Source organism: Salmonella sp. NW177 (genome assembly GCF_051811585.1).
Lineage (GTDB): Bacteria > Pseudomonadota > Gammaproteobacteria > Enterobacterales > Enterobacteriaceae > Salmonella > Salmonella enterica.
This window is the reverse complement of record NZ_JAMMZV010000001.1, coordinates 717,069-739,669: the sequence shown is the minus strand read 5'-3', so window position 1 is coordinate 739,669 and position 22,601 is coordinate 717,069. Positions and strand designations below refer to the sequence as shown.

At 51.7% G+C, this 22,601-nt stretch carries 23 protein-coding genes; 12 read left to right on the top strand and 11 right to left on the bottom strand.

What is annotated here, in order from left to right:
* Positions 1-162: 162 nt before the first annotated feature.
* Positions 163-1,113: an SPI-2 type III secretion system effector SifB gene (gene sifB, locus NA986_RS03865; protein WP_001122921.1), complete on the top strand. Its 951-nt coding sequence runs from the start codon at positions 163-165 to the stop codon at positions 1,111-1,113.
* A 272-nt stretch (positions 1,114-1,385) separates the two neighbouring features.
* Positions 1,386-1,616: a YncJ family protein gene (locus NA986_RS03860; protein WP_023216861.1), complete on the top strand. Its 231-nt coding sequence runs from the start codon at positions 1,386-1,388 to the stop codon at positions 1,614-1,616.
* Here NA986_RS03860 and NA986_RS03855 read toward each other — a convergent pair whose 3' ends face one another.
* Entirely contained in the window at positions 1,617-3,581 is a 1,965-nt protein-coding gene (locus tag NA986_RS03855) for a peptidase U32 family protein (RefSeq protein ID WP_198910070.1), read from the bottom strand.
* Positions 3,582-3,659: 78 nt separating this feature from the next.
* Positions 3,660-4,196 (bottom strand): helix-turn-helix domain-containing protein, encoded by a 537-nt coding sequence (locus NA986_RS03850; protein WP_000369544.1) that lies wholly within the window; start codon positions 4,194-4,196, stop codon positions 3,660-3,662.
* A 91-nt stretch (positions 4,197-4,287) separates the two neighbouring features.
* Between NA986_RS03850 and NA986_RS03845 the strand changes: the two genes are divergently transcribed.
* Positions 4,288-5,466, top strand: a complete 1,179-nt coding sequence (locus tag NA986_RS03845) for a benzoate/H(+) symporter BenE family transporter (RefSeq protein WP_023216862.1) — start codon at positions 4,288-4,290, stop codon at positions 5,464-5,466.
* Between the two features lie 53 nt (positions 5,467-5,519).
* On the opposite strand, the gene NA986_RS03840 is transcribed toward NA986_RS03845, so the two are convergent.
* The 3 genes from NA986_RS03840 to tehA form a co-directional block, all read right to left on the bottom strand.
* Complete coding sequence (locus NA986_RS03840; protein WP_001259025.1) at positions 5,520-6,188, bottom strand: DUF3313 domain-containing protein; 669 nt, start codon at positions 6,186-6,188, stop codon at positions 5,520-5,522.
* A 155-nt stretch (positions 6,189-6,343) separates the two neighbouring features.
* Positions 6,344-6,940, bottom strand: coding sequence for a tellurite resistance methyltransferase TehB (tehB, locus tag NA986_RS03835; protein ID WP_023216863.1), 597 nt, complete (start codon positions 6,938-6,940; stop codon positions 6,344-6,346).
* Complete coding sequence (gene tehA / locus NA986_RS03830) at positions 6,927-7,940, bottom strand: dicarboxylate transporter/tellurite-resistance protein TehA (protein WP_001244002.1); 1,014 nt, start codon at positions 7,938-7,940, stop codon at positions 6,927-6,929. Before tehA ends, tehB begins: the two co-directional genes overlap by 14 nt.
* Positions 7,941-8,046: 106 nt before the next feature.
* Between tehA and ydcK the strand changes: the two genes are divergently transcribed.
* The gene (gene ydcK / locus NA986_RS03825) at positions 8,047-9,027 is read left to right on the top strand and encodes a YdcK family protein (protein ID WP_023216864.1); all 981 of its coding nucleotides are present in this window, start codon (positions 8,047-8,049) and stop codon (positions 9,025-9,027) included.
* Here ydcK and rimL read toward each other — a convergent pair.
* Positions 9,024-9,563 carry a 50S ribosomal protein L7/L12-serine acetyltransferase gene (rimL, locus tag NA986_RS03820; RefSeq protein ID WP_023216865.1) on the bottom strand — a complete coding sequence of 180 codons (540 nt, stop codon included), beginning with the start codon at positions 9,561-9,563 and terminating at the stop codon, positions 9,024-9,026. The two genes, ydcK and rimL, sit on opposite strands and share 4 nt — an antisense overlap.
* A gap of 216 nt (positions 9,564-9,779) precedes the next feature.
* On the opposite strand from rimL, the gene NA986_RS03815 reads away from it, so the two are divergent.
* From NA986_RS03815 to aac(6'), 8 genes are all read left to right on the top strand, one after another.
* Complete coding sequence (locus NA986_RS03815; RefSeq protein WP_000144626.1) at positions 9,780-10,898, top strand: M42 family metallopeptidase; 1,119 nt, start codon at positions 9,780-9,782, stop codon at positions 10,896-10,898.
* Positions 10,895-11,176 carry a PTS sugar transporter subunit IIB SgcB gene (gene sgcB, locus NA986_RS03810; protein WP_000976134.1) on the top strand — a complete coding sequence of 94 codons (282 nt, stop codon included), beginning with the start codon at positions 10,895-10,897 and terminating at the stop codon, positions 11,174-11,176. The genes NA986_RS03815 and sgcB overlap by 4 nt, the downstream gene beginning before the upstream one ends.
* A gap of 10 nt (positions 11,177-11,186) precedes the next feature.
* Positions 11,187-12,500 carry a PTS sugar transporter subunit IIC SgcC gene (gene sgcC, locus NA986_RS03805; protein WP_000460835.1) on the top strand — a complete coding sequence of 438 codons (1,314 nt, stop codon included), beginning with the start codon at positions 11,187-11,189 and terminating at the stop codon, positions 12,498-12,500.
* A 13-nt stretch (positions 12,501-12,513) separates the two neighbouring features.
* Entirely contained in the window at positions 12,514-13,320 is an 807-nt protein-coding gene (sgcQ, locus tag NA986_RS03800) for a BtpA family protein SgcQ (RefSeq protein ID WP_000118615.1), read from the top strand.
* A 131-nt stretch (positions 13,321-13,451) separates the two neighbouring features.
* On the top strand, positions 13,452-13,889 hold the full coding sequence (sgcA, locus tag NA986_RS03795; RefSeq protein ID WP_000606458.1) for an SgcA family PTS sugar transporter subunit IIA: 438 nt from the start codon (positions 13,452-13,454) through the stop codon (positions 13,887-13,889).
* Between the two features lie 11 nt (positions 13,890-13,900).
* Positions 13,901-14,533: a ribulose-phosphate 3 epimerase family protein gene (locus tag NA986_RS03790; protein WP_023216866.1), complete on the top strand. Its 633-nt coding sequence runs from the start codon at positions 13,901-13,903 to the stop codon at positions 14,531-14,533.
* Positions 14,534-14,548: 15 nt separating this feature from the next.
* Positions 14,549-15,340 (top strand): DeoR/GlpR family DNA-binding transcription regulator, encoded by a 792-nt coding sequence (locus tag NA986_RS03785; RefSeq protein WP_070794026.1) that lies wholly within the window; start codon positions 14,549-14,551, stop codon positions 15,338-15,340.
* Positions 15,340-15,777, top strand: a complete 438-nt coding sequence (gene aac(6'), locus NA986_RS03780; RefSeq protein ID WP_023215744.1) for a cryptic aminoglycoside N-acetyltransferase AAC(6')-Iy/Iaa — start codon at positions 15,340-15,342, stop codon at positions 15,775-15,777. Before NA986_RS03785 ends, aac(6') begins: the two co-directional genes overlap by 1 nt.
* 46 nt (positions 15,778-15,823) lie before the next feature.
* Here the strand turns inward: aac(6') and NA986_RS03775 are convergent, their stop codons facing one another.
* The 5 genes from NA986_RS03775 to hglS form a co-directional block, all read right to left on the bottom strand.
* Complete coding sequence (locus tag NA986_RS03775; protein ID WP_000848084.1) at positions 15,824-17,026, bottom strand: lactate oxidase; 1,203 nt, start codon at positions 17,024-17,026, stop codon at positions 15,824-15,826.
* Positions 17,027-17,037: 11 nt separating this feature from the next.
* Positions 17,038-17,613, bottom strand: coding sequence for a YceI family protein (locus tag NA986_RS03770; protein ID WP_023215743.1), 576 nt, complete (start codon positions 17,611-17,613; stop codon positions 17,038-17,040).
* Positions 17,614-17,808: 195 nt separating this feature from the next.
* Positions 17,809-19,464 (bottom strand): glucan biosynthesis protein D, encoded by a 1,656-nt coding sequence (locus NA986_RS03765; RefSeq protein WP_023215742.1) that lies wholly within the window; start codon positions 19,462-19,464, stop codon positions 17,809-17,811.
* Between the two features lie 219 nt (positions 19,465-19,683).
* Positions 19,684-21,192, bottom strand: a complete 1,509-nt coding sequence (locus NA986_RS03760) for a carboxylesterase/lipase family protein (RefSeq protein ID WP_000933983.1) — start codon at positions 21,190-21,192, stop codon at positions 19,684-19,686.
* Positions 21,193-21,240: 48 nt separating this feature from the next.
* Complete coding sequence (gene hglS / locus NA986_RS03755) at positions 21,241-22,584, bottom strand: 2-oxoadipate dioxygenase/decarboxylase HglS (protein ID WP_000024100.1); 1,344 nt, start codon at positions 22,582-22,584, stop codon at positions 21,241-21,243.
* Positions 22,585-22,601: the final 17 nt, after the last annotated feature.

Sequence of the window (22,601 nt, the reverse complement as noted above, 5' to 3'; positions counted from 1 at the left end):
CTACGGGTCGATTTGAACAATTGAACAATAATGTTGACGGTTCAGGACAAAGCAAAAATCAGGTGTTTCACCGATAGGCAAACCGATGGCAACATGGGATAATATTTCGAATACCACCTATTCCAGTAATGAAGTCTCATATAATCACTTGTGGTCTACATTATGCCAATTACTATCGGGAGAGGGTTTCTAAAAAGTGAGATGTTTTCCCAAAGTGCCATCTCTCAACGCTCCTTCTTTACGTTACTATGGGAAAAGATTAAAGATTTTTTTTGTGACACGCAAAGATCCACTGCCGATCAATATATAAAGGAATTATGTGATGTTGCCTCTCCGCCTGACGCGCAACGTTTATTTGATTTATTTTGTGCGTTATATGAATTATCATCGCCGTCATGCAGAGGAAATTTCCATTTTCAGCACTATAAAGATGCTGAGTGTCAATATACAAATCTCTGTATTAAAGATGGCGAAGATATTCCGTTATGCATTATGATACGTCAGGATCACTACTATTATGAGATAATGAATAGAACAGTTCTCTGTGTTGATACTCAGTCTGCCCACCTGAAAAGATATTCTGATATTAATATAAAAGCTAGCACTTATGTTTGTGAACCGCTATGTTGCTTGTTCCCTGAACGGTTACTACTCTCGCTATCCGGCGGTATAACATTTCCCGTTGACCTAAAAAATATAGAAGAGACGCTTATCGCCATGGCAGAAAAGGGTAATTTATGTGACTGGAAGGAACAGGAAAGAAAAGCCGCTATCTCCTCCAGGATTAATCTGGGCATCGCCCAGGCAGGTGTAACAGCTATTGACGACGCTATCAAAAATAAAATAGCCGCAAAGGTTATTGAGAATACTAACTTAACGAACGCAATATTTGAGCCAAATCATACACAAAGTTCAGTTACTCAACTAGTTTATTCATGTTTGTTTAAGAATGAGATATTAATGAATATGCTTGAGGAAAATTCCTCTCATGACCTGCTATGTTTAAACGATCTTGCTGAATATGTAGCGCTACAAGTTCATAACAGCCTTTTTTCTGAAGATTTATCTTCACTCGTTGAAACAACAAAAAATGAGGCTCATCACCAGAGTTGACCACACCATAAATTATTATGGCTTACAATCCCCTGGCAATACCAAAACCATCTAATACAATACCTTTAAAATATACTTCCAGGAAATAATGAATTTCGCATGGAACGAATTGGCTCGTTATTTTTATAATTGAGATACTGATTATAAGTATATTTTCTCATACAACTTATCGCACTTATTGACAAACCGTTTTCGCTAATTTGAAGTGTTGAATAATAACTCAAAGAAATTATTGGCATCATAGCCTCACGACGTAACTGGAAGGTGGCATGATGCTTACAAAAACGTTATCAGTAGTTTTACTGACCTGTGCGCTGTTTTCAGGCCAGTTACTGGCGAAACAGCAAGACCACGCATTCGTATGGTTTGCGACGGGAGGGCACCAGCTTAGACACGAACCCGACAGTGATGAATTACGGGCGGCAGCGGAAGAATCCGCGGAAGGCTTGCGCGAGCACCACAACTGGCAGAAATCGCGCAAACCAGAGAGCTATTTTCGTTAATTAAACGCCCCTACGCTTCGGCAGCGTTTTCATCAGCGCTTCAGGGCTCACTGAAGCGACAACGCTGCCGGGCTGGGGCATTTTTAAGATGTGGTTTTTAATTTTGCCAATGACATGCATTTCGCAAGGGCGGCAGTCGAATTTTAGCGTCAGTACTTCATCGCCATGCACCAACTGCATCGGCGTGGCTTTCCAGCTCTTAATATTTCCTTTCGCCTGCTTAGGACAAAGGTTGAACGCAAAACGCAGGCAGTGTTTGGTGATCATGACCGGTACCTCGCCCTTCTCCTGATGCGCCTCATAGGCCGCATCAATCAATTGTACGCCGTAACGGTGATAAAATTCCCGCGCTTTGTGGTTGTAGACATTAGCGAGAAAGCTGAGATGCGTTTGCGGATAGACCGGCGCAGGCTGCGCCACGGGTTTCCGACGACCTCGTTGATAATGGGCCAGCCGCGCCGCGTCAAGCATATCAATCGCCTCCCGACGGAACTGATTGAGCAGGCTATTTGGCACGAACAACGCCGCCGGTAATGTCACCTGCATATCACGCGCGTAGTAAGGCGTCTGTCCCAGCTTCGCCAGTCCGGCTGTTAGGTTATTCAACGCTTTTTCAGAGTTATTGGCTTCCTCAAATACCCCGTCAAGCGTATGCGTGATGCAGACACCGTCTTCACTGGTCAGCGTCAGAATAAGCTGTTCCTGCCAGCCGCCCAGCATGATATCAACCGCCACACGGCGCGCACTGGAGGTTTTTGTCAGCGCTTGCTGCCAGTTATGGTCCAGATTACGATTCAACGGATGATGCGGACGGACTTTATGCAGGTCGGCAGGCATATCATTTGGCCAAACGCGGTAGCGGTTATGACCGGTTTTCTCCACCGTATTGGCGCGAAAACCTACCACTTCACGCTTAATCAACACGTTCAGACCATCGCCATTCGCCAACGGCTCCGTAGCTTCTACGTCAAGATAATCCTTCGCCACATTCAGCACCTCGCCTACCGGCAAGCCAATAAATTTTGGTGAATCAAATGCGCCAATATCACCTTTACGCGCGTTAACAAAATAGTCGGTGCTGCCGCGATGGAAGGTTTTCTCCGTGGAGGGAACAAAAAAATGCTCGGTCCGACCAACCGATGCACGCGCCAGATCGCCACGTTGCTCGATAATCGCGTCCAGCATCTGACGATAATGCGCGGTGATGTTTTTGACATAGCTCATGTCTTTGTAGCGCCCTTCAATCTTGAAGGAACGTACGCCTGCATCGATCAACGCGCCGAGGTTAGCCGTTTGGTCGTTATCTTTCATCGATAGCAAATGTTTTTCGTAAGAGACCACCCGCCCCTGATCGTCTTTTAACGTATACGGTAAACGACAGGCCTGCGAACAGTCGCCCCGATTGGCGCTGCGCCCGGTTTGCGCATGAGAGATATAACACTGTCCAGAATAAGCGACACACAGCGCGCCATGAATGAAGAACTCAATCGTGGCGTCAGTAGCCTGATGAATAGCCGCTATCTGACTCAAATTAAGCTCGCGCGCCAGTACAATCTGTGAAAAACCGACATCGGCAAGAAACTTCGCTTTTTCCACGCTGCGAATATCACACTGTGTACTGGCGTGAAGCTCAATCGGCGGGATATCCAGTTCCAGAATGCCCATATCCTGCACAATCAGCGCATCCACCCCGGTGTTGTACAAATCGGTGATTAACCGCTGCGCGGGCTCCAGCTCATCATCATGCAGAATAGTATTCAGCGTGACAAAAATCCTGGCGCCGTAACGGTGAGCAAACGGGACCAGATCGGCGATATCGCGCAGACTGTTACTGGCGTTATGACGTGCGCCAAAACCGGGTCCGCCGATGTAGACGGCATCTGCGCCATGCAAAATCGCTTCGCGAGCAATTGCGGCGTCACGGGCCGGACTTAACAATTCGAGATAGTGAGGTTGCTGGCGCATACAGTCTTTCTTATCCAATAGCAGCGAAATGGCGGCTATTGTAGTCAGAAGCGCAAACTAACGAAATAGTTTTCCCGCTTAATCACGCGGGTAATGGATCAGCGAGTGAAAATGAACCGTCTGGTCACTGCTGTTGCGATAGGTATGCGCCGTATCGCCGGCAAAACGCAAACCTTTACCGGCGTCTATGGTTTGCCATACCCCACCAGTACACATGTCCAGCCGACCCTGAATCACCACCACATGTTCGATAACGCCGGCTTTATGCGGCGCTGATTCGCTGACCGCGCCAGGCGCCAGCAATAGGGAAAAATAGTCAAAACAGAGTTCAGGGTCCCACGGAAACAGCGGTGTAATTACCATCGCTTGCTGCTGGGGATCGAAGGTTGGCGGAAATTCGGCCTGCGGCGGCGAAATAAACATTGAGAATGGAACGTTCAGGCCCGTCGCAATTTTCCACAGCGTTGCGACTGTCGGGCTGGATTCATTACGCTCTATCTGCCCCAACATGGCTTTTGAGACGCCGGAGATCTCTGCCAGACGCGATAAACTCCAGCCTCGCTGATGGCGTAACGTTCTTAACGTGGTCGCCAGATAGTGTGTCAGGTTATCCATTTTCCCCCCCTGTAAGACCATAGCGTATCACTTGTACGCTATAACGCACAATGCTACATTGACTGACCGTTATAACGCACAAGAGGCGATCATGCGTCTGTTATCACTCCCGTTACCTACTGTATTATCTGGTCTGGTCGCCGTTCTGGTCGGCTATGCGAGTTCCGCCGCCATTATCTGGCAGGCGGCGCTTGCCGCTGGCGCAACACCCGCAGAGATCGCCGGCTGGATGACCGCCCTCGGTATAGCCATGGGCATAAGCACACTAACGTTAACCTTGTGGTATCGTGCGCCGGTTTTAACCGCCTGGTCAACGCCTGGCGCCGCCCTTTTGGTGACAGGGCTTCAGGGATTATCGTTGCCAGATGCCGTGGGCATATTCATTGTCGCCAATGCCCTGATTGTGCTGTGCGGCGTCACGGGATTGTTTGCGCGTTTGATGCGGATAATCCCCCATTCTCTTGCCGCCGCAATGCTGGCGGGAATACTGCTACGCTTCGGCCTGCAGGCGTTCGGGACACTCAATGGAGAATTTGTCATGTGCGGCGGTATGCTATTGGCGTGGCTACTCTTTAAAGTATTCGCGCCCCGCTATGCCGTTATTGCTGCCATGGTGATGGGAATAACGGTGGCGCTCATCCAGGGTAAGGTGGCGATGAGCGGTATTCATTTCGCGCCGGTGTGGCCCACCGTCGTTCCCCCCCACTTTTCATTCGCTCAAAGCCTGAGCGTCGCGGTACCGCTCTTCCTGGTGACGATGGCATCGCAAAACGCCCCCGGCGTCGCCACAATGAAGGCGTCTGGCTATCAGCTTCCTGTCTCTCCGTTAATGATTTTTACCGGATTGCTGGCGCTGCTGCTTTCGCCATTTGGCGTTTATTCTATCTGCATTGCCGCCATTACAGCCGCCATTTGTCAAAGCCCGGACGCGCACCCCGATCCAACGCGTCGCTGGTTAGCGGCCGCCGCCGCAGGCGTTTTTTATTTACTTGCCGGGTGGTTTGGCGGTTCGATAACCGCGCTGATGGTCGCCCTGCCGGTTAGCTGGGTGCAAATGCTGGCTGGTCTGGCACTGTTAAGTACGATTAGCGGTAGCCTGTATCAGGCGCTTACTCACGAAAGTGAGCGTGACGCGGCAGTTATCGCATTTCTCGTCACCGCCAGCGGGCTAACGCTGATGGGCATCGGATCGGCATTCTGGGGGTTGATCGCTGGCGGGATAGGCTACGCAGTATTAACGAGAACGCGCCGCCCATCGTTGTCTGGCTGATGGCGACCGCTAATCTGCCGGGGTTTGCGCCATCTTGCGATGGCGCCGGAGAATTATTTTTTGTTAACGTCAAACATAGAGGTATCCGTCGCCATATCATCCACGACCTGTTTCAACGTCTCAAACGCCATTGGCGTACTGGAATTGCTCAGGTCTTTACCTTCACCCTGACGTACTACCTTGACGACCGGCTTGTTGGTCGCGGCATCTATCAGCTCACCCTCAAAATAGAGGTGGGTATCCATGGTCCGGTGGCCTGTCGCCATTTGCGTGCCCGCCACAATCAGCGCTACAGGGATCACCTCATAGAATTGCAGCCCTTCTTTGCTGGTATCCACGCCCGTAATCGCCCCGCGGAAAATCAAACTGCGCGGCCCTGGCGTCGTGACCAGCGGTTTGCGCTGTTCAATTGCTGATTTTACTTTAGTGTTCGTATAAGCCAGCAGTTTATCAAGAACTTGCTGCCCGACCTGGGTCGTTGGTTTGGGGACGGGATAGTATGTTATCGGATTGTAAACAATACTGTCATAGTTAGAGTCATTGAAATGTGGATCTACCCAGCGCAACACCGGTTTCCCCGTGGCGGAGGTAGTTTCCTGCAGGTCCGAATAATTTTTTAAGAATCCAGAATACTTATCCGGCTGTGTGACTTTAGACGCACAGCCGGATAACGCCAGCAAGCCAGTAAGCACTGCAACTTTAAATAAAGTATGAGTACGCATGAAACGATCCCTTTAGTCTTCGCAATGATGCAAAGGAAATAATAGCAAAACGAAATCATTCTGGATGCACTAAAAATGGTAACGACAGCACAATTTGAACGCGGCGCCCGACAAAAAAATGCCGAACGCTGCGAGACTTACAGAACTTGCATCGCTCAGGCCGTTTTTCTCGCCAGCATCGTAGAAAAGCGCAGTTTGATACGGTTGCCGTTTTCGTCCGTGCGGTGAAGCTCGCCGACATCTTCGTTGTATTTCAGCATGTCCCATCCTTCGTAATAGCGGCGTAATTCGCCTTCTTTAAAAGCGAACGGGAATCCCACCGTACAGGGAAAGTCCAGCGTATCCATTGCCGCAACAATCAAATTATACCCGCCGGGTTTTGTGCAGCGTTGCATATTGGCAATTAAACCGGGAATGGTTTGCGCCTCAAGAAACATCATAACCACCGTCGAGAGAATAAAATCGTACTCGCCGTCAAAGGTCAATGTATTCAGATCGACCAGGTCGGTTTGCAGATTATCCAGCCCCTCTGCCGCTTTAATACGCTCAAGGTTAGCCATACTGGCCGGATTTTTATCCCACGCGGTAACGTCATAACCGTTCGCGGCCAGATACAGACTATTGCGGCCATTGCCACATCCCAAATCCAGCGTTCGGCCCGGCGCGACAACCTTTGCCGCCGCCAGCACATCCGAATGCGTGCGGGTTAATCCGTATTTCTCAGTAAAATAATTTTCGTCACGAACGGTCATTTTTTTCCTCCGTTTTCAACAGTGCAGCGCGCTCAGTGCGAATAAGCAACGTCCCCTGCACCAGCAATAGAAATGTACGAACCAGCAATAAGGCGATAATAGCGTTAGTGAAAATAAACAGCGGGACGGCCAGAATATGGAAAAGCCCTGATTCACTACCGTGACCAAGATGTAACCCCGTGGTCGCCAGCGCGGAAACGCCGAACGAAAAACTCCAGAAGGAAGCATTAAACGGTTGTGATAAATACCAGGGCATTAATCGCAGCATAAATAAAAGCTGTAACAGACCGTAGCCGAATAGCATTTTCGCCAGCGTGTCGCCCTCCCCGCCATTGACGCTCAGCCAGGCGCTACAGGCGACCAGCGCGGGCGCCAGTTGGATACCCAGCGACGTACGCAGCACCGCCGGTAATTCGCCGCAGCTACGCAGTCGCTGCAAAATAACCGGCTCCAGACTTAACCACGAAAAGACGCCTGCGCCTAAAAACACCAGTCCGGCATCATTGTAACCGAGCGCTCCACAGGCCATAGCGCTGATAAAATTATTCGCTACCGTGGGCAGATAAAGTCCTGGGGTTGTCGCTTCTTCCGGATGCGCTCCGCGCCAAAGTCCCGCCGTCTGCCAGGCGGCATACGCCAGTTGTATGACGACCCCCACGCTGAATAGCGCAACGGCCAACGGGCGATACCAGGGAACGAAACCGATCGCGACCAGCATCGTGGTGGCGGGAAACAGGCTGACAAAACTGCTCATTACCGGATGTCGCACTTCAGCCATCACGCTATGGGGAAAGCGCACCAGACGGCTAAGGAACGCCAGGGTCAAGAGTGCCCAAATAATCATCGCCAGGATCACCATGATGTCGCCGGGCCAGTGGCTTATTCCCCATATCTGGCTGGCATAACGCCAGGCGAATCCCATACCGATAGTGCCAAGGACGATGCCAAAATAGCCCGCAGGCAGATTGAGCACGCGATCGCTCTGCTTGTGATTACGCATTTTGTTTAATTTATAAAGTATATTTGAAATGCATTTTATGGAATTTCTGGTTGTTTCGCCAGTACCTTTGCTACGGTTATCTTAATCGTTCACACGGAATTTCCCTATGATCAAATATCGACTGAGTGAAGAACCTCGTGCTTTTACTTATCAGGTAGACGGTGAGAAGAAAAGCGTCTTATTACGACAAGTTATTGCCGTAACGGATTTTAACGATGTTAAAGCCGGAACCTCCGGCGGCTGGGTTGATGCCGATAATGTGCTGTCACAACAGGGGGATTGCTGGATTTATGATGAAAACGCGATGGCCTTTGCGGGCACGGAAATTACGGGTAACGCGCGTATCACGCAGCCGTGCACGCTCTACAATAACGTGCGAATAGGCGATAACGTCTGGATTGATCGCGCTGATATCAGCGATGGTGCGCGGATAAGTGACAACGTCACCATTCAGTCCTCTTCCGTGCGCGGAGGGTGTGCGATTTATGGCGATGCCCGCGTGTTAAACCAGTCAGAAATTCTCGCCGTTCAGGGACTAACGCATGAACATGCGCAGATTTTACAAATTTACGATCGCGCCACTGTGAACCATTCGCGGATTGTCCATCAGGTACAGCTTTATGGCGACGCCACTATCACACACGCTTTTATTGAGCACCGGGCGGAGGTCTTTGATTTCGCGCTCATCGAAGGCAACAAAGACAATAATGTCTGGATCTGTGACTGCGCCAAAGTCTATGGCCATGCGCGGGTTATCGCCGGTACAGAGGAAGATGCGATCCCTACCCTTCGCTACAGCTCGCAGGTAGCGGAACATGCGTTAATCGAAGGCAACTGTGTGTTAAAACATCATGTGCTGGTAGGCGGACATGCTGAGGTACGCGGAGGCCCGATTTTACTGGACGACCGCGTGCTGATTGAAGGCCATGCCTGTATACAGGGCGAAATTCTGATTGAGCGCCAGGTCGAGATTAGCGGACGGGCGGCGGTGATAGCCTTTGACGACAATACTATTCACCTGCGCGGCCCAAAAGTGATCAATGGCGAGGATCGTATTACGCGTACCCCCTTAGTCGGTTCCCTTTAATTCGCATCAATAATGCGGGCATACATATTAACGTCGTGATAGTCGCCGTTAAGATACTCTGCCTGTTTCATACAGCCCTCCAGCGTAAAATGGTTGCGCCGTGCGACTGCGTTACTGGCCTGATTATCAACGCGGCATTTAATGACGAAGCGCCGAATATCGCCGCGCCGGGCATAATGTGTCATCAGCGCCTGTAATGATTGCGACATTATCCCTTGTCCCTGGAGGGACTCATCCAGCCAGTAACCGATATAGGCGGCTTTGTTTATCGGTTCGATGGCATTAAATGAGAGTACGCCCGCCATCTCATTCTGGCAGAAAATCAGGTACATTTTGGCGTAACCACGCTGGTGCAACAGTATATTACCCTGCACATGCTTACGCGTTTCCTCCTGCGACGTGACATATTGCGGCCAGTCGAGCGACTGTTGTAGCCACGCTTTGTTTTTGAGTACCAGTTGGTGCAGCGCCGGAACATGACTTTCATCTGCCGCTTGTAGTTCCAGCGTCGTGCTAACAGGAATAATTTCCACCATCGCGTTGCCCTTCTTCGTTGTTGGTCGTGATCACATAAATAGCCTGATTTACCGATAACCCGCAGGTGATATGAGCGTTTTTATTGTATCGCCATCACATTATTTTTTATTGGCCATATTTAGCGTATTTCCGCGTGACACATTTCACACTTATCCAACCATTCTCCGCCTATAAAACGCTCAACGACTGATTGTTTTATCACCACGGAGACGCCAATGACCTTTTCTGTGCAGGAAACGCTTTTTTCTTTACTGCGGCTAAACGGGATTTCAGGACATGAAAGCAGTATTGCAAACGTTATGCAGCACGCGTTTGAACAGCAGGCCAAAGACGTCTGGCGGGATCGCCTGGGCAATGTCGTCGCCCGTTATGGCAGCGACAAATCCGACGCGCTTCGCCTGATGATTTTTGCGCATATGGATGAAGTGGGTTTTATGGTACGCAAGATCGAACCCTCCGGTTTTTTACGTTTTGAACGCGTGGGCGGTCCGGCGCAAATTACTATGCCCGGTTCGGTTGTGACGCTTGCCGGACGTTCAGGCGATATCATGGGCTGTATCGGTATTAAAGCATATCACTTCGCGAAGGGTGACGAGCGAACCCAACCTCCCGCGCTCGATAAACTCTGGATTGATATCGGCGCAAAAGATAAAGCGGATGCCGAACGAATGGGTATTCAGGTGGGGACGCCAGTAACCCTTTACAACCCGCCGCACTGTCTGGGCAACGATCTGGTATGCAGTAAGGCGCTGGATGACAGGCTGGGGTGTACGGCGCTACTGGGCGTCGCCGAGGCCCTCGCCTCCACACCGCTCGATATCGCGGTATTCCTGGTCGCGTCGGTACAGGAAGAGTTCAATATTCGCGGCATTATTCCCGTTTTACGACGCGTGCGCCCCGACCTGGCGATTGGTATTGATATCACCCCATCCTGCGACACGCCTGACCTGCAGGATTACTCAGATGTGCGGGTCAACCACGGCGTCGGCATCACCTGTCTGAACTATCACGGACGCGGTACGTTGGCGGGACTGATTACGCCGCCGCGTTTGCTGCGGATGCTGGAGACCACCGCGCACGAAAATAATATTCCCGTACAGCGAGAAGTCGCGCCAGGCGTCATCACCGAAACCGGCTACATTCAGGTTGAACTGGACGGTATTCCCTGCGCCAGTCTTTCTATTCCCTGCCGCTATACCCATTCGCCAGCCGAAGTCGCCAGCCTGCGCGACCTGGCTGATTGTATCCGTTTACTGACTGCGCTGGCCAATATGTCGCCAGAACAGTTTCCCATTGAGCCTGAAACAGGCGCTACACAAGAGGCACGACCATGATGAAAAAGATCCTTGTGGCATGTGGTACCGGCATGTCGACATCAACCATGATTGCACAAAAACTGCAGAACTTTCTTGCGGAGCAAGGCATTGCGGCAACCACGGCGCAATGTTGTCTGAATGAGATCCCGTTGAACTGTAACGGTATGGATCTCATCGTAACGTCCATGCGTACGCACAGTGACTATGGCATCCCGACGCTCAACGGCGCCGCCCTGCTGACAGGCATCAACGACGACGCATTAAAACAAGAAATCAAGGCGCTGTTAACACAATAAAGGGGGCATTATGTTTGATTACATCCTGTCTCTCGGCGGCACCGTTTTTGTGCCCATCATTATGATTATCATCGGCTTAATCTTTCGTATTCCCTGGCTGCAGGCGGTGAAAGCCGGGGTGACGGTCGGCATCGGTTTTGTCGGCATGGGGTTAGTGATCGTCATGGCGATCGACAGTCTCAGTCCGCCGATTAAAGTGATGATTGAGCGTTTTGGCCTGACGCTGCATGTGTTTGACGTCGGCGCCGGGCCCGCATCCGGCGTCGGCTATGCGACGGCCATCGGCGCGATGATCATTCCCGTTATCTTTCTGCTCAACGTCGGTATGCTGGTGACTCGTCTGACCAAAACCATGAACGTTGATATTTATAACTACTGGCACTACGCCATTACCGGAACGGTCGTCCAGTTGATGACCGGCAGTCTGATTTATGGCGTACTGGGCGCGATTTGCCACGCCGCCTTGTCGTTGAAAATGGCCGACTGGACGGCGAAACGAGTACAGAACATTGTGGGTCTGGAAGGGATTTCTATTCCGCAAGGGTATGGCTCCAGTTCCGTGCCGTTGTTCGTATTACTGGATGCGATATATGAAAAAATACCGTTTATGAAAGGACGCAATATTGATGCTCAGGAGATCCAAAAACGGTATGGGATGGTCGGCGACCCGGTGATCATTGGCGTTGTTCTCGGGCTGATCTTCGGACTTGCCGCAGGCGAAGGCTTTAAAGGGTGCGCAACCTTAATGATTACCGTGGCGGCGATTATGGTGCTGTTTCCGCGCATGATTCGCCTTATCGTTGAGGGATTAATGCCCATTTCCGACGGCGCGCGTAAGTTCTTCCAGAAACACTTTAAAGGGCGCGAAGTCTTTATCGGTCTGGATACCGCAGTGACGTTAGGCCACCCGACCACCATCGCGGTTGGACTGCTGTTAATTCCCATCATGTTAATTCTGGCGAGCATACTGCCGGGCAATAAAGTCCTGCCGCTGGCTGATTTACCGGTTGCGCCGTTTTTTATCTGCATGGCCACGGTTATTCATCGCGGCGATCTGATTCGTACTCTGCTCAGCGGCATCATTGTCATGATTACCGTTTTGCTGATCGCCACCCAGTTCGCGCCGTACTTTACCGATATGGCGCTCAAAGGCGGCTTTAGCTTCGCCGCTGAAAACGCGCAAATTACTGCGCTGTCGGTGGGAAATATGTTTGGCTGGTCAATATCTGAATTGATGTCGCTGGGCATGATTGGCGTGGTTATTGTGGTCGGCATTGTCGCCAGCATCATACTTGTCTTACGTAAACGTGAACTACCGGAATAAGGAGCAACCCAGAATGAGTTGGCTAAAAGAGGTAATAGGAACAGAAAAAGCCGTTATCGCCATGTGCCATTTACGGGCGTTGCCGGGCGATCCCGGGTTCGATACCAGGAAAGGCATGAACTGGGTAATTGACCGCGCCCATGACGATTTAATGGCGCTACAAAATGGCGGCGTGGATGCGGTGATGTTCTCCAACGAATTTAGTCTGCCTTATTTAACGAAAGTCAGACCGGAAACGACCGCCGCGATGGCAAGAATCATCGGTCAGTTAATGAGTGAAATCCGCGTACCGTTTGGAGTAAACGTGTTGTGGGACCCTGTGGCCTCGTTTGATTTGGCGATGGCGACCGACGCAAAATTTATCCGCGAAATTTTCACCGGCGCTTACGCCAGCGATTTTGGCGTCTGGGATACGAATGTCGGCGAAACCATTCGCCATCAGCATCGCATCGGCGCAGGCCACGTGAAAACGCTGTTTAACATCGTGCCGGAAGCGGCGGTGTATCTGGGAAACCGCGATGTCTGTTCAATTGCGAAATCGACCGTATTTAACAATAACCCCGATGCCCTGTGCGTCTCGGGGCTGACGGCGGGCGCTCGCACGGATAGCGCCATACTGAAGCGGGTAAAAGAGACCGTCCCCGACACGGTCGTGCTGGCGAATACCGGGGTGTGTCTGGAAAACGTCGAGGAGCAGCTCTGCATTGCCGACGGATGCGTAACGGCAACCACGTTTAAAAAAGACGGCGTCTTCGCCAACTTTGTCGACCAGGCGCGCGTGGCGAAGTTTATGGAGAAAGTACGCCATATCCGACAATAAAATGGGGATAAGCAAAACGCTTATCCCCTGCAGAGAGCGATAACTCTTCTGCCGATCTCCGTCGCCTTCGCCAAAAGACACGCCGGGGATCGGTTTCAGAGTAACCCGAACCGGCAAGGAGTCAACGATCGATGATTAATGATGTTAAGTGGGTTCAGGCGCAACGCCATGCCAGCGACTGGCGACACGCGCTGGATATCGCCGTTCGTCCGCTGATTACCTTCGGCGCGGCGGCCCCCTGCTACCTGGATGGTATTATTGAGAACACCCTTAAATGGGGGCCATATTATCTTATCGCGCCGGGGATTGCGCTGCCCCATGCCAGACCAGAGCAAGGCGCCAACCATAATCAAATCAGCGTCACTACGCTATCAACGCCGGTCGCTTTCGGCAATGCGGATTGCGATCCCATCTGGCTGTTGCTTTGCGCCAGCGCCACGGATGCCGAAGCACATATTCGCACCATTCAACGCATCAGCCAGTGGCTCGACTCGCCGGAAAGCGTCGCGATGCTGCAAGATGCGCCAAATGACGCCGCGCTTTTCGCGCAATTAACCGCATTGCGCTGATGGAGGTTTCGATGATCCTGCACCCTTCACTGGCCTCCGCCGATCCGCTGCGCTATGCCGAGGCGTTGACCGCTTTACACGATACGCCTCTCGGCTCACTGCATCTGGATATCGAAGATACCAGTTTCATCAACAATATTACCTTCGGTATGAAAACCATTCAGGCAGTCGCACAACACACTCGCCATCCGCTCTCATTGCACCTGATGGTCTCATCACCGCAACGCTGGTTACCCTGGCTTGCAGCTATCCGCCCCGGCTGGATTTTCATTCATGCCGAAAGCGTGCAAAACCCCCCGGAGATTCTGGCGGATATTCGCGCTATCGGGGCGAAAGCAGGACTGGCGCTTAACCCGGCAACGCCGCTATTGCCTTATCGTTATCTGGCATTGCAACTGGATGCGCTGATGATCATGACCAGCGAACCCGACGGGCGCGGACAGCAATTTATCGCCGCGATGTGTGAAAAAGTGAGCCAGAGCAGAGAGCATTTCCCTGCTGCGGAATGCTGGGCGGACGGCGGTATTACACTTCGCGCCGCACGGCTGCTTACCGCCGCAGGCGCACAGCATCTGGTGATTGGCCGGGCGTTGTTCACGACGGCGAACTATGATGTGACGTTGTCACAATTCACCGCGCTATAAAGGAGTCATATGCTGATGAGCCAACAGCGCCCCGACCGTATCAAGCAGATGTTGCATTACCTTTGGCAACACAGGCACCTCTCAACACAGCAAGCTATTGAGCTTTTTGGCTATGCAGAGGCAACCGTGCGCCGGGATTTTCACTATATTGCCAGCCGTTATCCCGGTATGGTTCGCGGCCATGGTTGTATTGACTTCGACGACAGTACGGAAGATAAAGAATATGTTTTCGACGTTAAGCGAACGTTACAAAGTGAGGCGAAACGCGAAATCGCCGCCCTCGCCCGCACGTTCATCAAGGATGGAGACTGCTTTTTTATCGACTCCGGCTCCACCTGTCTGGAACTGGCAAAATGTCTGGTCGACGCCAAAGTAAAAGTCATTTGCAATGACATCAAAATCGCTAATGAACTGGGTGGCTTCCCACACGTAGAGAGTTACATTATCGGCGGACTGATTCGCCCCGGTTACTTTTCGGTGGGCGAGAGTCTGGCGCTGGAGATGATTAACGCCTTTGCCGTTGAACGCGCCTTTATCTCCTGCGATGCGCTGTCGATAGAAACGGGTATCACCAACGCTACCATGTTTGAAGTGGGCGTTAAAACGCGCATTATTCAGCGCTCACGCGAGGTCATATTGATGGCCGATCACTCAAAGTTTGATACTGTAGAACCCCATGCGGTGGCGACGCTGTCCTGTATTACTACCATTCTTAGCGACAGTGCGCTCCCGTCTGCTATCGCCCGACGTTATCAGCAGGCGGGATGCCGTCTCATCATGTCAGACCCCTCATCAGGAGCGCGCTAATGGACATCAGGCAAATGAACAGAACCCATCTGGAGCACTGGCGCGGATTGCGAAAACAGCTCTGGCCTGGTCACCCGGATGACGCCCATCTGGCGGACGGCGAAGAAATTCTGCAAGCCGATCATCTGGCATCATTTATTGCGATGGCAGACGGGGTGGCGATTGGCTTTGCGGATGCCTCAATCCGCCACGATTATGTCAATGGCTGTGACAGTTCGCCCGTGGTTTTCCTTGAAGGTATTTTTGTTCTCCCCTCGTTCCGTCAACGCGGCGTAGCGAAACAATTGATTGCAGCGGTGCAACGATGGGGAGCGAATAAAGGGTGTCGGGAAATGGCTTCCGATACCTCGCCGGAAAATACAATTTCCCAGAAAGTTCACCAGGCGTTAGGATTTGAGGAAACAGAGCGCGTCATTTTCTACCGAAAGCGTTGTTGAGGGAAATCATACAGGAAAAGGTCGGGTATAGTACCCGACCTTTATATTACTGGGGCAGATCTTTTTCAGTTAACAAGCGTGTCGTTTTCACTTGTTCAATATTTCTGGCGCCACCCAACATCATGTTAATTGTCAGCTCTTTGTTTAGCTGTTCAATCACTGATGCCACACCCTGAGCGCCGCCAAGATTAAGACCGTATAATACAGGCCGGCCAACCGCCACAATATCCGCCCCGCTGGCTAACGCTTTGAATACGTGCGAACCACGGCGTACTCCACTGTCAAAAATAACAGGCACTCGCTTGTTGACGACTTTTGCAATCGCAGGAAGCATATCGAATGAGGACGGCCCGCTGTCTAATTGACGGCCACCATGGTTAGAAACCCATATTCCTGCGGCCCCGGCCTGGATAGCAATTTCAGCATCCTCCGGCGACTGAATGCCTTTTACGATAACCGGCAGACCGGAAATACGATGTACATAGGCAATATCCTCCGGCGTAAAGGCTTGTTTAGCCTGCGCGTAAATTTCACTTATCCCTGCCCCTTTGCCGGTTTTTGAACCATCGTCATTTTTTCTGGCGAACATTTCCAGGTTTGCAAAGCCCAACGGGAACTGGAAGTTATTTTTAATATCTTCTTCCCGATAACCACCGACAGGCGAATCTACGGTCAGAATAATCGCTTTAGCGCCATGCTTTACCGCTTGTGCAAGAATAAATTCGTTAAATTGATTATTCTTACTCATATAAAGCTGGAAGAAGAACGGATTTTTCCCGGAAACGTTAGCCACCTCTTCGATGGTCTTGTTGCCATAAGTGCTCAACGAGAAAATCGAACCGACCTGCGCCATGCCTTTCGCCGTCGCCAACTCTCCGGAGGCGTGGGCCAGGCCCTGTGCTGCCATCGGTGCCTGGATTATAGGCGTTTTAAGCGGAATACCCAGTAGCTGCGTTGATAAATCGATCTCTTTTAACTCAATGCCCTGTAATACGCGCGGCATAATATATTTTTTGTCAAAGCTTTCGGTGTTGCTGCGAAGGTTATTCTCATCTTCGGCTCCACCGCGAATATAACCAAATGCCCCTTTCTCCATTCTGGCTTGAACGCGCGCTTCCAGAGAGGCTACGTTCGTCATTTTTATTGCTTTTTCGTCCGTGCTGGCTTTGTACTCTTCTGCATAAGCCAGGCCTGACGTTGCCAACATCGCCAGCGAGGCTACTACCCGAATGAGGTGATGAGTTTTCATCATTATTCCCTTTATTGCTTAACCGCTTCTGCCTGGATTTTTATATCGACAACTTTCGTCATCCCCATATCGACCAGATAATCTACACCCCACTGGGTGCGATCTATTTGCGTGACAAAATCACCACCGCAAACCTGCGCCTTGAATATCGGGCTCATATAACAGCCAAACTTGGTGGTGGTTAAGGTAACGGGCTTAGTTACTCCCTTCATTGTTAGCAAACCGTCAATAGAAACTGGTTTATTATCGTCAAAATGCCATTTTGTTGATTTAAATACTATTTTTGGATATTTTTCCGCATCCAGAATATCACTACTGCGGATATGGTTATCAAACGCATCCACCCCGGTATTTAAGGCGCTCACGGGAATCGTCACACGCATCTCTGCGACTTGCTTTTCCGGCTGATATTTCAGTTCGCCGCTAATAGTATAAAACCCGCCATGATTGGTTGAGGTCTGGAAATGATCGATATTAAATACCGCATTGGTATGCGTATTATCAAATTTATATACATCTGCATGAGCAGCACTTAATAAACCCAGAGACAGGACAGCACCAAGAAAACTCTTTTTCATTATATTCACTTTATATCTTAAATAAGGTGAAGCTATCTTAATGTTCCCTGTCCGTAGGATCGAGAGGGATAAACAGGAAGGACTGTTGCAAAAATAGAACGATGAAAAGGCCGCGTCACAAAAACAGCAGCTCACGAATGAGTTTATGCCAGGGCAATTTCCGCAACCTGTACCGCCTTTGTGGCGGTACAGAAGGCAAACTGACTAACGCATGATACGATCGTCGACATAACGGCGCTTATCCGGCGCGGGCGGGAAATACTGATACAGCCAGGTTTCGCTGATAGCCTCCCCCTGGCAGCGCAGGAACATTCGCATATCCACCGGTGCCGTAGAATCCGAGGTCGGATACCAGTCAAACTGGATACGATAACCGTCGAAAGGCTCTACGTAGAGGATCTCAATCTGCTTCGCCTCGCCACTGGAGAGTGTAATTACCGGCTCAATGCCTTTTGGCGCGGCCGCTTTCAGATCGCCGCCGACAAAATCAATAGCAAAACGGCGCGCCCATTTATCCGGGTAATGTTCGCCCGGCGCCCAACCTTCGGGAAATCCGCCCATCCCTGTACGGGTCGCCATGACCCGCGCAAGCGGCGATCGTACCGGCGGCTGCGCGCTCCAGTACAAACGATAATTGAATGCCAGCGTATCCCCGGCTTTGATCGCTTTTTCCGGCTGCCAGAAACAGACCACATTATCCAGAGTTTCACCAGTGGTTGGGATCTCCATCAGGCTAACTGCACCTTTCCCCCACTTACTGCGTGGCTCCACCCACAGGCTCGGACGTTTGTTGTACCAGCCCATCACATCCTGATAATGCGAGAAATCGCGATCGAGTTGCAGCAGGCCGAACCCTTTTGGGTTATCGTCCATATATGCATTGAACTGCAATTTCTGCGGATTATTCAGCGGGCGGCAAATCCACTCGCCGTTACCCCGCCACATCGCCAGCCGATCGGAATCGTGAATTTGCGGATGAATGGTGTCGCATACCCGGCGTTCATTATTCCCACAGCTAAACATACTGGTCATCGGCGCAATGCCAAGTTGCTTTATATCTTTACGGGCGTAGAGATAGTTTTCTACATCCATGATCACCTGCGTTTTTTCGCAATGGATCACAAACTTATACGCGCCCGTCACGCTGGCGCTGTCCAGCAGAGCGTAAACGGTAAACGTAGTATCGCCCGGCTTCGCGGTGTCAAACCAGAAGGCGGTGAAGTCAGGGAACTCTTCCTGACCGTCAGTATAGGTATCTATCGCCAGCCCGCGAGCCGACAGGCCATACTGATAAGTATCATCTACCGCCCGGAAATAACTGGCGCCCAGGAAGGAGACAACATCGCGCCGCGCCAGTTCCGGCGCTTTAAAGACACGGAAACCGGCGAAACCGAGATCGCTCTGCCCTTCCAGTTGCGTCGTGTCGACGCCGGCATCGTTGTATTTAAACAGTTCCGGGCGAAAATGGATCTCGCGAGCAAGATGCGTCGTCGTATCAACGGAAAACATGCGTACGCGACGACGGAAGCCCATCCCTACGTGGAAAAACTGAATATCGAGCTGCCGGTTGGCAACACCGTTCCAGAGTGAATGCGCCGCGTCATACTGAATGCTGTTATAGGCCTGCGGCGTCAGATTGGCGAGCGTATCCGGCAAGGGTCCCGGCGCGCCACCCCAGGGCTTTTTCGCTAACGCCTGGGCCATTGATTGCAGACCAGCAAAATCAAAACGGACAATTTTACCATCCGCAATATCGGATTCCGCGGCAAACGCCGCCTGAGAAAAGAGTGAAGCAATACCGCTGGAACCGCACACGGCGGCCATTGCCATTGAACCTTTAATAAATCGTCTACGATTCATACCTGAAAATGAGTCCTTCTGGTCTTGTGAATGGTCCCGCGCTGGTTTTTTCAGCAGCAAGAATGTGCCCGTTTCTGACCGCTCACTCTAGACAAAATTCATTAATAATCCAATTGTTGGTCGCCTGGAAACTGTGCAAAAGCGTAAATATTTTATGTCGATAAGAACCGACCGAATCGGATGTAAACCTCACGCAGCATTCTTCAGGTTATGAAAAGTTTATTCCAGACTAACGTGATGTTTCATGACTCGTTTAAACAGCGCCAGACGCGCACGCATAAAGCGGTTTTCCACTTTAAAACCGGCAAGTTTGTTCAGCCCAATCCGCAACAGACGATCTCGCCCCCGAATGCTGGCGGGCCAGCGAACCGGGCCGTGCAGCACGTCGCGCGTGCGGCTGGCATGACGAGCGAAATTCACCCAGTAATCCGCCACCTGCGAGGCAAAGGCCAGGTCATTCTCATTCACATAATGGCATGTGGGCTCAGCCCGCGTTAACGTATCGAATACATACGGTATTTCATTGCCATGACAGGCGCCATTCGCGTAGGTGTTATGCTCCGCTTCGGCGACATAATCAAACCAGTAACGCCAGCACGGTTCGCCGATCCGCTGCTGCGCTTGCATGACGACATAACCCAACGTGGTAAATACCATATCCCGACAGACCTGCCGCCCTAGCGCTTCGTCGCCTTTCACTCCAGGATAAAGCAGCCGGATTAACCCCAGGCCAACACGCCGCTCACGGCGCATTTTTTGAATTTGACCGGCAATATCGACGCCAAAAACTGCCAATACGCTGGCTTCATCGCTATTCGAGCCGATCATCACCGGTATCGGATGCTGTTTCGCCGCAAAGAAGGTTTCCAGCATCGGATGCGGCAGCACGACGTCGCCGGAAATCGGCGTCGGCGCAATTTTAAAAGGCGCGTCCAGCGGCCAAAACGTCTCTGCCGGTAAAGCGCGTAGCTGTTCGGCAGTGGCATGGGCTAAGCCAAGATGTTCTGCCAGCGCAACGCCTTTTTTTAGCGCCACCTCGCGGGGCGTATCCGGCAGCGTATAACCACTCTGAATAATCGCTTTATGAAAAAGCCCCTTCGCCAACGGCGAAGCCATCAACGACAGCACGCTGCGGGCGCCGGCGGATTCGCCAAATAACGTCACATTCTGCGTATCGCCGCCAAACGCGGCAATATTGTCCTGCACCCAACGCAGCGCAGCGATTTGATCGAGTAAAGCGAAATTATGAATACACTCCGCCCCTTCGCCTTCCAGCGCCGGATGCGCGAAAAAGCCCAGATGGCCAAGCCGATAATTGACCGTCACCACGATCGCGCCGCGCTTCGCCAGCGCTTGACCGTCATAGGGCGGCAAACTTCCCGCGCCAATAGTGTAACCGCCGCCGTGTAGCCAGACCATGACCGGCAACGGTTCATGACGTACGGCGGGAGCCCAGACGTTCAGGTAGAGACAGTCTTCGGAAAAATTTCCCGGATCGCCGCCGCCGAGTTCGCGACACCAGGTAATATCCTGCCAACTGGCGCAGGAGAAACAATCCGCCTGGCGCACATCCTGCCAGGGCGTAACAGGCTGCGGCGCACGCCAGCGTAGCTCCCCTGTTGGCGGCGCGGCATAAGGTATACCGCGCCAGATATGGATTTCTTCCTGTACGACGCCCACGATTTTACCGTGACGCGTCGCCACCAGCGGGATGGAGGGATTCAACATAACGCCTTCCTTTTACAGTATCCTCACAGCCTGTGAAGCTTACCGCTTTTAAAGCAGACCGCAACGGCGTTTACTGCGTTCTTCCGCTTCCTGATATAACGAAAATTCATCCCGTACAGCACATCCCAGCGCCTGTTCAAAGGCGTCGCGGCTGGCATTGCCGTGGCTTCTGGCCAGCGTTTCATTTCCCAAATTCGACTGAAAAATGCCGGCTGCGCTGACCGGAAGAAAATCTTCATAGGTAATCGGCTGCGCGATCACCCAACCGCGCTCAATAAGCGGCTGCGGATCGTCGCCAGGATGGATCGCCTGACGATGCGCCTCGCCGGATGGCGTTAAGCGATAGCGGAACCAGGCAAGCCCCTGCTGGCGAAGCAGAAATTCGCTATCCGGAAAGGCGTTAAAGACCTCCCGCAAATGGAGTTGATGCGTGAAGTTATCCTTACCCGTTCCCGCCTTGTGCAACAGTTCGTCATATAATCGACGACCTTTTGGCGTCAGCGCGACGCCACGTTGCTCAATTTCGCCGAAGCGCGCCGTGTGCGTACCCTGCTTTTCATCAACGAAGAGCACCTGCTCTTCCAGGGCTTTGAAACTGGTTTGCCGCAACAGAATAGGCACTTCGCGGCGAGGCGGACCTTCGATAAGAGTTTTAGGCGTAATGCCGCACTCCGGCATCATGGCCTGTACCCGGTCGATATCCAGAGTACGCGGCGTCAGATGGTTAATGTGACATCCCGGGAAACAGACCACGTCGGCAATTAAACGATGCTCACGATGCAGGCTGCGGTACGTTTCTTCATCAACGGTAGCCTGACGATGCCAGCGAAAAGTCTCCAGCGTTTCACGGACGAACTCTTCGGCCTGAGCAGCACTAAAACCGCCCTGCTCGTCGTACTCATCCAGCAATTGTCGGCAGCGCGATGTAAAAATATCCCGCTGCGATAAGATTTCCGCCGCCCGCTGGCGTAATGCCGCGTTTTCAATGAGCTCCAGGCGTAATAACGAAGTGAACATGCGAAAGGGATTACGCGAGAGCGAAGCCTCGTCAATGGGACGAAATGCCGTGGAGTGCACAGGCACGCCCGCCTGAGAGAGATCGTAATAACTTACTGGGTACATCCCCATGATGGCGAATATCCGACGCAAGGTAGAAAGTTCTTCTGCGGTGCCAACACGAATGGCGCCATGTCGTTCCACGTTCAATCGCGCCAGTTCATCGGCATTAGCCAACTGCTCATGCAGTTTGGGATTATTTTCCAGCACCGCCAGATTCACGTCAGCCACAAGTTCCAGTAACGTACCGTACTGCGGAACTTCCTGCTGGTACATTGCCGACATTGCCTGCGAAAAGTGTTCCCGAATCTCATCTGCCGTGATGGTGTTCGCCATAATGTCATGCCTCCAGT

What these genes read in the sequence shown, in the direction of transcription:
- sifB (WP_001122921.1), top strand. Translation starts at nt 163, where the DNA reads ATGCCAATTACTATCGGGAGAGGGTTTCTAAAAAGTGAGATGTTTTCC.
- NA986_RS03860 (WP_023216861.1), top strand. Translation starts at nt 1,386, where the DNA reads ATGCTTACAAAAACGTTATCAGTAGTTTTACTGACCTGTGCGCTGTTT.
- NA986_RS03855 (WP_198910070.1), bottom strand. Translation starts at nt 3,581, where the DNA reads ATGCGCCAGCAACCTCACTATCTCGAATTGTTAAGTCCGGCCCGTGAC.
- NA986_RS03850 (WP_000369544.1), bottom strand. Translation starts at nt 4,196, where the DNA reads ATGGATAACCTGACACACTATCTGGCGACCACGTTAAGAACGTTACGC.
- NA986_RS03845 (WP_023216862.1), top strand. Translation starts at nt 4,288, where the DNA reads ATGCGTCTGTTATCACTCCCGTTACCTACTGTATTATCTGGTCTGGTC.
- NA986_RS03840 (WP_001259025.1), bottom strand. Translation starts at nt 6,188, where the DNA reads ATGCGTACTCATACTTTATTTAAAGTTGCAGTGCTTACTGGCTTGCTG.
- tehB (WP_023216863.1), bottom strand. Translation starts at nt 6,940, where the DNA reads ATGACCGTTCGTGACGAAAATTATTTTACTGAGAAATACGGATTAACC.
- tehA (WP_001244002.1), bottom strand. Translation starts at nt 7,940, where the DNA reads ATGCGTAATCACAAGCAGAGCGATCGCGTGCTCAATCTGCCTGCGGGC.
- ydcK (WP_023216864.1), top strand. Translation starts at nt 8,047, where the DNA reads ATGATCAAATATCGACTGAGTGAAGAACCTCGTGCTTTTACTTATCAG.
- rimL (WP_023216865.1), bottom strand. Translation starts at nt 9,563, where the DNA reads ATGGTGGAAATTATTCCTGTTAGCACGACGCTGGAACTACAAGCGGCA.
- NA986_RS03815 (WP_000144626.1), top strand. Translation starts at nt 9,780, where the DNA reads ATGACCTTTTCTGTGCAGGAAACGCTTTTTTCTTTACTGCGGCTAAAC.
- sgcB (WP_000976134.1), top strand. Translation starts at nt 10,895, where the DNA reads ATGATGAAAAAGATCCTTGTGGCATGTGGTACCGGCATGTCGACATCA.
- sgcC (WP_000460835.1), top strand. Translation starts at nt 11,187, where the DNA reads ATGTTTGATTACATCCTGTCTCTCGGCGGCACCGTTTTTGTGCCCATC.
- sgcQ (WP_000118615.1), top strand. Translation starts at nt 12,514, where the DNA reads ATGAGTTGGCTAAAAGAGGTAATAGGAACAGAAAAAGCCGTTATCGCC.
- sgcA (WP_000606458.1), top strand. Translation starts at nt 13,452, where the DNA reads ATGATTAATGATGTTAAGTGGGTTCAGGCGCAACGCCATGCCAGCGAC.
- NA986_RS03790 (WP_023216866.1), top strand. Translation starts at nt 13,901, where the DNA reads ATGATCCTGCACCCTTCACTGGCCTCCGCCGATCCGCTGCGCTATGCC.
- NA986_RS03785 (WP_070794026.1), top strand. Translation starts at nt 14,549, where the DNA reads ATGAGCCAACAGCGCCCCGACCGTATCAAGCAGATGTTGCATTACCTT.
- NA986_RS03775 (WP_000848084.1), bottom strand. Translation starts at nt 17,026, where the DNA reads ATGAAAACTCATCACCTCATTCGGGTAGTAGCCTCGCTGGCGATGTTG.
- NA986_RS03765 (WP_023215742.1), bottom strand. Translation starts at nt 19,464, where the DNA reads ATGAATCGTAGACGATTTATTAAAGGTTCAATGGCAATGGCCGCCGTG.
- NA986_RS03760 (WP_000933983.1), bottom strand. Translation starts at nt 21,192, where the DNA reads ATGTTGAATCCCTCCATCCCGCTGGTGGCGACGCGTCACGGTAAAATC.
- hglS (WP_000024100.1), bottom strand. Translation starts at nt 22,584, where the DNA reads ATGGCGAACACCATCACGGCAGATGAGATTCGGGAACACTTTTCGCAG.